The sequence below is a fragment of the Streptomyces lycii genome, from assembly GCF_009735685.1.
GTDB classification, from domain to species: Bacteria; Actinomycetota; Actinomycetes; order Streptomycetales; family Streptomycetaceae; genus Streptomyces; species Streptomyces lycii.
Map to the genome: position 1 here is coordinate 1 of NZ_WHPN01000210.1, position 10679 is coordinate 10679.

At 74.3% G+C, this 10679-nt stretch carries 9 protein-coding genes; 3 read left to right on the top strand and 6 right to left on the bottom strand.

The features are described from left to right. A partial coding sequence (locus tag GCU69_RS08635) for an ATP-binding protein (protein WP_156205560.1) occupies window positions 1-367 on the bottom strand: 367 nt, incomplete at its 3' end. 187 nt (window positions 368-554) lie between these two features. Beyond that, window positions 555-881 carry a hypothetical protein gene (locus GCU69_RS08640; RefSeq protein ID WP_098750861.1) on the bottom strand — a complete coding sequence of 109 codons (327 nt, stop codon included), beginning with the start codon at window positions 879-881 and terminating at the stop codon, window positions 555-557. Between the two features lie 169 nt (window positions 882-1050). Here GCU69_RS08640 and GCU69_RS08645 point away from each other — a divergent pair, with 169 nt between their 5' ends. Further along, on the top strand, window positions 1051-2175 hold the full coding sequence (locus GCU69_RS08645; protein WP_098750872.1) for a PLP-dependent cysteine synthase family protein: 1125 nt from the start codon (window positions 1051-1053) through the stop codon (window positions 2173-2175). 124 nt (window positions 2176-2299) lie between these two features. Here GCU69_RS08645 and GCU69_RS08650 read toward each other — a convergent pair whose 3' ends face one another. Next, window positions 2300-3160, bottom strand: a complete 861-nt coding sequence (locus GCU69_RS08650) for a DeoR/GlpR family DNA-binding transcription regulator (protein ID WP_098750860.1) — start codon at window positions 3158-3160, stop codon at window positions 2300-2302. Window positions 3161-3365: 205 nt separating this feature from the next. Here GCU69_RS08650 and GCU69_RS08655 point away from each other — a divergent pair, with 205 nt between their 5' ends. After that, window positions 3366-5906: a hypothetical protein gene (locus GCU69_RS08655; RefSeq protein ID WP_408055779.1), complete on the top strand. Its 2541-nt coding sequence runs from the start codon at window positions 3366-3368 to the stop codon at window positions 5904-5906. Here the strand turns inward: GCU69_RS08655 and GCU69_RS08660 are convergent. The 3 genes from GCU69_RS08660 to GCU69_RS08670 form a co-directional block, all read right to left on the bottom strand. Continuing rightward, window positions 5876-8362, bottom strand: a complete 2487-nt coding sequence (locus GCU69_RS08660; protein WP_156205561.1) for a right-handed parallel beta-helix repeat-containing protein — start codon at window positions 8360-8362, stop codon at window positions 5876-5878. The two genes, GCU69_RS08655 and GCU69_RS08660, sit on opposite strands and share 31 nt — an antisense overlap. 160 nt (window positions 8363-8522) lie before the next feature. Continuing rightward, window positions 8523-9362, bottom strand: coding sequence for an MOSC domain-containing protein (locus tag GCU69_RS08665; protein WP_156205562.1), 840 nt, complete (start codon window positions 9360-9362; stop codon window positions 8523-8525). Between the two features lie 59 nt (window positions 9363-9421). Beyond that, window positions 9422-9895, bottom strand: coding sequence for a DUF6643 family protein (locus GCU69_RS08670; RefSeq protein ID WP_156205563.1), 474 nt, complete (start codon window positions 9893-9895; stop codon window positions 9422-9424). Between the two features lie 276 nt (window positions 9896-10171). On the opposite strand from GCU69_RS08670, the gene GCU69_RS08675 reads away from it, so the two are divergent. Then, window positions 10172-10679 (top strand): TerD family protein (locus GCU69_RS08675; protein WP_170315810.1); only part of this gene is annotated, 508 nt, incomplete at its 3' end.

Genomic DNA, 10679 nt, shown 5'->3' on the forward strand with positions numbered 1-10679 from the left:
AGACCTCCTTGCCGCCGCCGTCCTGCTCCCGGACGCCCCAGCTGTCGCTGACGGAGGCGACCACGGCCAGCCCCCGCCCGCCGGCGGCCTCGGCCGTGCCGACCCGGGGCAGCCTGGGGTCGCTGTCGCCGACGGAGACGGTGAGCCGCTCGCCCGTCAGCAGGATGTCGACCGTGCAGCGCTTGTCCGGCTGGGCGTGCCGGTGGACATTGCTCAGCAGCTCGGTGACGCCGAGCGCCGCCGGGTGGATCAGGGCGTCGAGGCGCCAGTAGCGCAGCTGCGCAGAGACGATTCTGCGGATCTGGCCGATCCGCGACGGCAGGGCCTGGAGCTCCACCGTGCAGTGCCCGCTGGGCTTGGTGGTCACGGGTGCGCCTCCCTGGAGATGTCCGGTGGGCGTGAGGCCCGGTGGGGACGGGCAACGGGGTGGGGCCGGCGGCTGCCCGGCCGCGATCACGACAAAGCGTAACCGAAAATTAACACCGGGTTACATCGTGTGACCGGCGGGGACCCGCCCGCCGGGGCGTGTGCCCGTTCGCGTGCGCGGCCGGGCGTCAGCCGCGGGCCGCGTGCCCGCCTGCCGTGCGGATCGCGTCGAAGAAGCTGCCCGCCGACGGAGGGCCCTCCTCCCCGGGCGCGGGATCGCGCTCGCCGAGGGTCAGCAGATAGCGGGTGCCGTTCACCGTGGCGAGGGCCCGGTCCCGGACGAACCACGGCCGTCCCGCGTGCACCAGATGCACCGGCGCGCTGTCGATCTCCGTGCCGTAGCTGGTGAGCAGCAGCAGCCTGCCGTCCCGTATCAGCACCTGACCGGCACGGGTGAGGGAGCGCAGCCAGCGCCCGATCCGCACCCCGGTCGCCGTGAACTCCGGCTCAGCCATGCCTACCGCCCCTCGGCGAATCGCCCGCCGTCCGCGCCACCAGAAGTCCTCCTGCCAGGAGTGTGCCTCCGACCGGGCCGCCGCACCAGTGGCCGACTATGATCGGGACGCCCGGGATTCCTCTGCCCGGCCCGGCACGTGATCGCGAGGAGCGGATCCGGTGAGCACCCTGGACGGCCGGCCTGCCGGCGGCGCGGCCGCGACGCTCGACACCGACCGCAGCGATCCCGCGTACCGGGCCTGGCTGAACGACGCCGTGCGGAAGGTCAAGGCCGACGCGACCCGCTCGGCCGACACCCATCTGCTGTGCTTCCCGCTGCCGGAGCACTGGGGCATCGACCTGTATCTCAAGGACGAGTCGACCCATCCGACCGGCAGCCTCAAACACCGGCTGGCGCGCTCCCTGTTCCTCTATGGTCTCTGCAACGGCTGGATCCGCCCCGGACGGCCCGTGATCGAGGCCTCCAGCGGCTCCACCGCGGTCTCCGAGGCGTACTTCGCCAAGCTGATCGGGGTGCCCTTCATCGCCGTGATGCCGCGCACGACGAGTCCGGAGAAGACCCGTCTCATCGAGTTCCACGGCGGCCGGTGCCATCTGGTGGACGACCCGCGGACGGTCTACGAGGTCTCGGCGGCCCTCGCCGCCGACTCCGGGGGCCACTACATGGACCAGTTCACCTACGCCGAGCGGGCCACGGACTGGCGCGGCAACAACAACATCGCGGAGTCGATCTACGAACAGCTGCGGATGGAGCGCTACCCGGAGCCCGCGTGGATCGTCGCGACCGCGGGCACCGGCGGCACCTCGGCCACCATCGCGCGGTATGTGCACTACATGCAGTACGACACCCGGGTCTGCGTGCCCGACCCGGAGAACTCCTGCTTCTTCGACGGCTGGACCTCCGGTGACCCGGAGGCGTGCAGCGACAGCGGATCGCGCATCGAGGGCATCGGCCGGCCGCGCATGGAGCCGAGCTTCGTGCCCGGGGCCGTGGACCGGATGATGAAGGTGCCCGACGCGGCGAGCGTCGCCGCCGTGCGGATGCTGGAGCGGGTGACCGGCCGCAAGGCGGGCGGGTCGACCGGGACGGGCCTGTGGAGCGCCCTGAAGATCGTCGCCGAGATGGCGGGGGAGGGGCGCACGGGGAGTGTGGTGACGCTGATCTGCGACGCGGGCGAGCGCTACCTCGACAAGTACTACTCCGACGCCTGGCTCGCGGAGCAGGGGCTTGACATCGCGCCGTACGGCCGGGTGCTCGACACCGTGCTGGCCACCGGGGAGTGGACCGGCTGACGGCCGGCCGGGCGCGACCGGGTCGCAGGCCGCCCGGTCCGGATCGGCCGGGGCGCCTCCGGGGCCGGTTCGGGCTCCGCCCGGTTTCCGGGTCCGCCCGGGTCCGGTCCGGCTCCGGAGCCGTTCAGCCTCCGGGCGCCGACTCCGGTTCGTCCCCGGCGACGACCAGCTCCGGAAGCTGCTCGGCGATCTCGGCCCGCGCCGGCGCCGGCAGCCCGGCGTCCGTGACCAGCGCGTCGACCTCGGCCAGCGCGGCGAAGGAACTCAGCCCCACCGTGCCCCACTTGGTGTGGTCGGCGACGACCACCACCCGGCGGGCCGACCGGACGAAATGACGGTTGGTCTCCGCCTCCGCGAGGTTGGGCGTCGACAGCCCCGCCTCCGCCGATATGCCGTGCACGCCGAGGAAGAGCATGTCGAAGTGGAGCGAGCGGATGGCCTGGTCGGCCACCGGGCCGACGAGCGAGTCCGACGGGGTGCGCACCCCGCCGGTCAGCACCACCGTGGCCGCGGCGCCGTGCTGCCCGCCCGCCAGGGGCGCCACCCCGCCGGGGGCGGTCCGCCGCGCGGCGTGGAACACGTCGGCGACCCGCACGGAGTTCGTGACGACCGTCAACTCCGGTACGTCCAGCAGATGATGGGCCAGCGCGAACGTGGTCGTACCACCGGAGAGCGCGATGGCGCTGCCCGGTGCCACCAGGGCGGCCGCGGCCCGCGCGATGGACTCCTTCGCGCCCGGCTCCAGCGACGACTTCGCCTCGAAGCCCGGCTCGTGGCTGCTCGCCTCGGCGACCGGCACCGCGCCGCCGTGCACCTTCTCGACCATGCCCTGCCGGGCCAGGACGTCCAGATCCCGCCGGACCGTCATGTCCGACACGCTGAGCCGCCGGGTCAGCTCGTTGACCCGGACCCCGCCGCGCCGCCTCACCTCGTCGAGGATCAGGGCCCGCCGCTGCTCCGCGAGGAGGTTCTGATGGTCGCTCACGCCGGCTCTCGTCCCTTCGCCGCATGCCCGTCGCCCGACGGTCACATCTTCCCACGGACCTGCGGCCCCGCCCGCGGGCGCGGGCGTTGTGCCGCTACCGTGCTCATCCGATCACGATCCGGCCTCGCCTCGGCGGGGACGGCTGCGGGCGGCCGCCCGCGGGCGGGATTCTGGTCTGCTGAGGACGTACGGATCGGGGGAGATCATGACGGCGGCAACACGACCGGGCGCGGCAGGCCCGGAGCACCCGGAGCACGACGGGCGGCAGCCCGGGCCCGGGGCGGGCGGACCGGACGCGACGGCGGGGGACGGTGACGGGTTCGCGCTCGAACTGCTGGTGCACGGCGTCGGCGGCACGACCCCGCAGGAGATGCTGGAGGACCCGCGCACCGAACGCGTCACCGGGGACCACACCGCCGGCATCCACCGGCGCGCCGACGACGTGGACGCCGAGCAGCACCCGGAGAAATACCGCGAGGAGCCGGTCCCGGAGGCCTACTGCTGGTCGGGCCTGACCTCGGGCAACGGCTCCCGGGCGCTCTGGCTGCTCCTGCTGCCCTTCATGGTCGTCAACATCGCGCACTGGATGCGTCCCTCCGTCGAGGTGCCCGCACGCTCCCGCGCGGTCCGGGTGCACGGCCTGCTGGTCCGGCTCGTGGCGCTCAGCCTGACGGTGCTTCTGGTGGCCGCCGCCTGCGAGGTCGCGCTCGATCTGGCCGCCTGGCAGTGCGCCGGCTCCGAGCTGTGCGCCGCGCGCCGGGACTGGCTCGGCTTCCTCGCCCCGGAGGACGGCAACTGGTGGGGGCAGCCCGGGCGCCGGCTGGCGCTGGCCGCGCTCGTGCCCACCGCCCTCACCGGGCTGCTGTGGTGGCTCTCGCACCGCACCTGGAGCGCGTACGAGTCGCAGCCGCCGCCCGCGCACGAGGCCGTCACCGAGAACGACCCGGAGGCGGGCGCCCGTCCCGCCCTGTGCCTCCCCGGCTTCTGGTACGGCCGCCGGCTCGTCGCCCGGCTGCGGGCCGCGCACACCGCGGCCGGGTTCCTGACGGTGGCCGCCGCGCTCGCGGCCGCCGCCACCCGCCACGACCGCAAGCCGGGCGGCAGCCCGTGGCTCGACGCCGCCGGCTGGGCCGTCGAGGTGGCCCTCGTCGCCGCCGGGGCGTTCGTGGTCTGGGTGGTGTGCGCCCGGGGCCGCAGCGAGTCGGCCCCCGACGACCGCCTCGACCGGGCCGTCGTGCGATTCCTGCCCGGTGCCGCGCTCGCCCTGCTCGCGCTCACCGCCCTGCACGCCGCCTGGTCGCGCCCCGGCTGGACGTCGGGCGGTCTGCTGCCCGGCGACGAGGCCTTCGGCGTCATCGCGCTCGCGCAGGGCGCGCTGGTCATCGCGCTGGCCGTGGTCGGCCGCCGGATGCACCGGGCCGCGCCGGACCCGCGGGCCGCGCTCCGCGGCTACCGGGGGGCCGCCGTCGCCATGCTCGCCTGCGCCCTGGGCGGGGTCATGTCGGGCGGTGTCGCCCAGCGGGTCGCCGACTGGCTTGACGGCCCGGGCACGCCCGGCATGGACGACGGCTGGATCACCGGTCCGCCGGTCGTGCTGTCCTGGCAGGCGGCCGTCATCCCGGTGATGCTCTTCGCCCTCGTGGTGCTGGCCGCCTACTTCGCCGGGCAGACCTGGCGGGTGCGGCGCGAGGAGATCCGCAAGGTGCGCGCGAGCCATCCGGGGGAGCCCGAGGACTCCTCGCGCACCGGACGCATCGCCGGTACGACCGCCCGCGCCAGGCTCACCGACTGCGCCCCCTGGTTCGTCGGCGTGACGGCCCTGTTCACCGTGCTGCTCGGCGGCGCGGCCGTCGCGGGCGCCTGGCTGAGCAGCGAGGTCCCCGGCCGCGCGGCGGACGGCACGACCGGCGTGGTGGAGGCGCTGGCGACGACGACGCAGGCGGTCGGTTCCTGGCTGATGGGGCTCGGCTTCATACTGTTCATCGCCGGCGGCCGCCGTGCCTACAAGGACGCCTCGGCCCGCCGCACCATCGGGATCCTCTGGGACGTCGGGACCTTCTGGCCCCGCGCGGCGCACCCCTTCGCGCCGCCGTGCTACGCCGAGCGTGCCGTGCCCGACCTCAGCTGGCGGATGGACACCTGGACCCGGCTCACCGGTGGCCGGCTGGTGATCTCCGGGCACTCCCAGGGCAGCGTGCTCGCCGCCGCGGCGGTGTGGCAGCTGGACCCGGGCACCCGCCGCCGGGTGGCCCTGCTGACGTACGGCTCACCGCTGGAACGCCTCTACGGCCGCTGGTTCCCGGCCTACTTCGGCCCGGGCCCGCTGCACGCCCTGCACAGCGAGATCCACTGCTGGCGCAACCTCTGGCGGGAGACCGACCCGATCGGCGGTCCCGTGCTGCTGCCGGGGGCCGCCTGCGACGCCGAGGCCCACGAGCACGACGTGGACCGCGGCCCGCTCCGCGACCCGCTGGAGTACGGCCGTACGCTGCTGCATCCGCTGCCCGCGCCGATCCTCGGCCACTCCGAGTACCAGGCGGACCCGGTCTTCGCCGAGGAGCGGGCCGGGCTGCTGGAACGGCTTCCCGAGGTGCCCCGGCAGCGCGCCACGGCCCGGCTCGGCGGCGCGAGGCCCCCGGGCGCGGGCACGGCGGCCGCGGGGTCCGCGGGTCCGGGCACCGCGGGCCGTCCGGGCCCGCCGGGCGGCCCCGCGGATCAGGAGAGTTCGGGAAGGTCCTCGGGGTAGAGCAGCGTCAGATCGTCGGTGGAGGGCCGGGTCAGCTGCGCGACCCGGCCCGCGTGCCGCTCGACCATCGCCTCGAAGGTCTGCCGCGCGGTGCGGCCGTTGCCGAACCCAGGCCCCTTGGGCAGCGCCGTGAAGTACTTCAGCAGCGCTTCCGCGGCGCCCTCGCCGATCCGGTACTCGTGCTCGTCGGCCTGCTGTTCCACGATGCGCAGCAGTTCCTCGGGCGCGTAGTCCCCGAAGGTGATGGTCCGGGAGAAGCGGGAGGCGACACCCGGGTTGACCGACAGGAAGCGCTCCATCTCGGAGGTGTAGCCCGCGACGATCACCACCACCGACTCCCGGTGGTCCTCCATCAGCTTCACCAGCGTGTCGATCGCCTCGCGGCCGAAGTCCCGTCCGGAGTCCTCCGGGGAGAGCGCGTACGCCTCGTCGATGAAGAGCACACCGCCGCGCGCCCGGTCGAACGCCTCCTGGGTACGGATCGCGGTGGAGCCGATGTGCTCGCCGACCAGGTCGACCCGGGACACCTCGACGAGATGGCCGCGTTCCAGCACGCCGAGCGACGCCAGGATCTCCCCGTACAGCCGGGCGACCGTCGTCTTACCGGTGCCGGGGGAGCCGGTGAAGACCAGATGGCGGCGCACGGAGGCGGCCTTGAGCCCGGCCTCCCGGCGCCGCCGGCCGACCTCGATCATGTCGGTGAGCGCCCGGACCTCCCGCTTGACGCTCTCCAGCCCGACCAGCGCGTCCAGTTCGCCGAGCACCGCTTCCGACGGCCGCGCGGACACGGTCTCCGGCGGCGCGGCCGGAGCGGCCGGCATGACGGGATCCGCGGCGCGCGCCGCGGGCACGGGCGCCAGCAGCCCCGCCGTCCGGGCCGCGGCCTGCGATCCGGTCCCCGCGGTGGTCAGGGACCCGGTCCCGGCTCCGCCCGTAGTGGTGCCGGCGGGCGGGGCCGCGCTCTCGTCGCTCGTGCAGTCCTCCTTCACCGGGCCGCCGTGGTCGCCGTCCCCGCGTGCGGAGCCGGTGTCGGCGAACTCGTAACCCCCGCGTGCGCAGCGTTCGGTGCGGCAGCGGCTCAGCGTCGTTCGGCAGCCGTCGATGATGTGGAAGCCGTAGCCGCCGCTGTCCGTCACCCGGCAGGACCGGAAGGTGCCGCGGGCTCCGGCGGACACGTAGAAGCCGGCCTCCGCCGGGGAGCCGACGGTGCAGCGTTCGACGGTGGGGTCGGCGCCCTTGGTGACGATGAGGCCGGTCGCCGTGTCGTCGATGGAGCAGCCGGAGAGCGTGCCACCGGTTCCGTGGTCGCGGAACCAGGCGCCGGTGGCCGCCCCGCGGATCCGGCAGTCGTCCAGTTGGGCGGTGGCGCCGTCGCTCACCGAGACAGCGGTGTTGCGCACCTGCGTGATGTCGCTGTCGACGACATCGGCCCGCGAGCCGCGGTCGAGCACGAACAGGGCGTCGGGCACGTCGTGCAGCCGGCAGGAGTCGAGCACGGCCGCGGCGCCGTCGCTGACCCACACTGCCGGGTAGTCACCGGTGCTGTCGTGGATCTCGCTGCGGTGCGCGTCGACGCGGGTCCCCGGGTCCCACACCGACAGCCCGTTGCGGCCGAAGCGGCGCACCTTGCTCCGGGTGAGGGTGAGCACCGACCGGGAACGCAGGTCCACGGCGTTCTCCGGGATGTCGTGGACGTCGCAGTCGGACAGGGTGAGCGTCGCGTCGGTGTCGAGGGTGACGCCGTCCGCGGAGGTCCGGTGCACGGTGCAGTCGCTGAGATGGCCGGTGGCCCGGGAGGCGACCCGTACCCCCGCGCCCTTGATCTCGTACACCTCGCAGCCCACGGCCTCCAGCGAACTGCCCTCGCCGGACAGCGAGATGCCCGCCCCCGAGGCGTGGTGCACCCGGCAGCGCTCCAGGCGCGGGCGCGCCCCGTCGTGCACGGCCACGCCGGCCTGTCCCGCCGCGACGACCTCGCAGTCCTCGAAGGTGCCGCCGGAACCGCCGTGCAGGCTGAAGCCCATGCCGCCGGGGTTGTCCACCGTGCAGCGGCGCACCGTCGGCCGGGCGCCGCCGCGGACCTCGACGCCCGCCGCGGACCGCGTCGCCACCCGGATGCCGGTCAGCTCCGGGGAGCCGTCCTCGACGAGCAGCGCGGGCGCGGCCCCGTCCTGGCCCTCGATGTGCAGGTCGCGGACGATCGCCGAGGCCTGCACGGTCAGGGCGACCCCGTCGACCGGGGCGAGCCGCACCGAGCCGCGGGCGCTGTCGGAGCCCCGCAGGGTGACCGCCTGCCGGACGACGAGGTTCTCGCGGTACGTGCCGGGGGCTATGGAGAGGACGTCGCCCTCTCCGGCGGCCTCCAGGGCCGCGGCGAGAGAGGCGTACTCGCCCGTTCGGCGCCGCCACCGCGACGTACCGGTGTGCGTCACCTGGACCGTGCCCTGTGGTGCCATGCTGGTGCTGTGCCCCCACCTCGTGCGTCAGTTCGCCGCGTACGGCGTGTGTGCCGGGGAGCCACCGTAGCGCGCGCGGGGCGGGGAGTTGACCGCACCGCCGCCTCCGGCGGTCCCGCTCCGGCGCCCCGCGGCCCGGTGCCGCTACGGTCCGCGGGGATCAGGCAATGATCTCCACGGGATCGCCCAGGCGCAGCCGGCCGGTGCCCTCGGGAACCAGATTCTGGCCGAAGACCAGCCGGTCCCCGAACCGCCGGTGCCGGGCGAGCGTGCGCAGCGGCTCCTTGCCGCGCTCGCCCGTCCGCTGGTCGGTGGTCGTGATGACACAGCGGCTGCACGGCTTCGCCACCCGGAAGGTGACCTCCCCGATCCGGATCCGGCTCCAGTCGTCCTCCGCCCACGGCGCCGTTCCGTCCACCACCACATTCGGCCGGAAACGATCCATGGGCAGCGGGCCCTCGTCGGCGTGGTCGCCCTGCGCGATCAGGGAGTTGAGGGCGTCCAGCGACGCGACGGTGGTGAGCAGCAGCGGGAAGCCGTCGGCGAAACTCACGGTCTCGCCGGGGCGGGCGTAGGCCGGGTCGACCGGCCGGCGGCGCGCCGGGTCGTCGAGATGGAACAGCCGCACAGCGGTGCCCAGATACGCGCTGAACCAGGCACCGGCCGCCGGGTCGGCGGCCACCGCCTCGACCTTGTCCCGCCAGAGGGCCACGGGCGTGCTGTCCCCGGGCGGCGGGACCGCCACGGTCAGCGGCTTCCTCCCCGGTGCGGTGACCTCGATACCGCGCTCCGGTTCCGGCCGGTCCCCCGCCGGCACGGCCGTGACCGGCGCCAGCTCCGGATGCTCCCGCTGCGTGACCAGCCGGCCGTCGTCACCCGCCAGCAGCCATCTCCGGTCCCCCGCGAGACCCCACGGCTCCACGACGGCCTCGCCGGGAGCATGGCCGGCGAGCGTCTTCACCGGATAGACGTGCAGCGCACGGAGTGAGGGAGTCGGCATGCGGCCAGTGTGCCAGCCGGGACGGACAGTTGTGCGAGCCCGTACTCCCGCCGGCCGTGTCAGTAACCGCGGCCCTGGTACTGCTGCTGGCCGTAGGGATCGTGGTACGGGGCGGGGGCGGGCCGGGGCGCGGCGGGCCGGGGAGCCTGCGGGCGGGGCGCCGCCGGACGCATCGCCTCGTAGCCGTGGCCGCCCTGCGGTGCGCCCTGGTGCTGCTGCGGGCCGGGATAGCCGCGCGGCGCGCCGGACTGCTGCGGGATGTACGGCGACGGGGCCTGCTGCAGCGGCGCGTGTTGCTGCTGGGGTCCGGGGTATCCGTAGCCGGGCGAGGGCTGGGACGGGCCGGAGGGCAGCGCCGGGAGCGCGGACGGAAGCGCCGGCAGATGACTGCCGGTGTCGTAGGCCGCGGGCACCCGGATGGGCGCGATCTGAGGGGTACCGCGCTCTGCGACGAGGCTGTCGTAGATCGGGGTGTCGGGGAAGGAGGGCGCGGAGTAGTAACCGCCGCCATAGGTGGAGCGGGGGGAGGTCATGCTGCATAAGTTAAGCCCACGATGTGCTGATTGGGGAGACCGATAAGAAGGTTGTTTCCGGTGATCGGAGCGGCTGTCAATCACCAATGTGGGTGAAGTAGTTCAAAACGGTCCTCATGGCGCGTTGAGATCGCGTAAAGGCGGTGTTCTTGGCCGGTTACCGACGGTTGCAGCGAGGGAGTCGGTACCGCACGCACGGGAGGCGGCCATAGGTTGGTTCCGGACGAATCAGTGCCGGGCTCCCCGGCAGGTCGACGAGGAGGGGGCCGCGTGTCGATGCGCAAGGGTTCCAATGTTCCGGTTCCGGCGTCCGCGGTGCGGGTCGAGCTCGGCTGGCGGACCGGCCCCGGTGTGCCGGACGCGGACGCCTCGGCTCTGCTGCTCCAGGCCTCGGGCAAGGTCCGCTCCGACGGGGACTTCGTCTTCTACAACCAGGCCGCGCACGCGTCCGGGGCGGTCCGCCACACGGGCAAGCGGACCGCGGGCGACCAGGTCACGGACACGCTGGAGGCCGACCTCGGCAAGATCGAGCCGGAGGTGGAGACCGTTGTGCTCGCGGCCTCCGCGGACGGCGGGACCTTCGGCCGGGTGCCCGGTCTGCACATCCGCGTCCTGGACGCCGCGGGCGGTGCCGAACTGGCCCGCTTCGACAGCGAGGACGCCACCGTCGAGACGGCGTTCGTGCTCGGCGAGCTCTACCGCCGCCAGGGTGCGTGGAAGTTCCGCGCCGTCGGACAGGGCTACGACACCGGTCTCGAGGGACTCGCCCGGGACTACGGGATCG

What these genes read in the sequence shown, in the direction of transcription:
- GCU69_RS08640 (WP_098750861.1), bottom strand. Translation starts at nt 881, where the DNA reads ATGGCTGAGCCGGAGTTCACGGCGACCGGGGTGCGGATCGGGCGCTGG.
- GCU69_RS08655 (WP_408055779.1), top strand. Translation starts at nt 3,366, where the DNA reads ATGACGGCGGCAACACGACCGGGCGCGGCAGGCCCGGAGCACCCGGAG.
- GCU69_RS08660 (WP_156205561.1), bottom strand. Translation starts at nt 8,362, where the DNA reads ATGGCACCACAGGGCACGGTCCAGGTGACGCACACCGGTACGTCGCGG.
- GCU69_RS08665 (WP_156205562.1), bottom strand. Translation starts at nt 9,362, where the DNA reads ATGCCGACTCCCTCACTCCGTGCGCTGCACGTCTATCCGGTGAAGACG.
- GCU69_RS08670 (WP_156205563.1), bottom strand. Translation starts at nt 9,895, where the DNA reads ATGACCTCCCCCCGCTCCACCTATGGCGGCGGTTACTACTCCGCGCCC.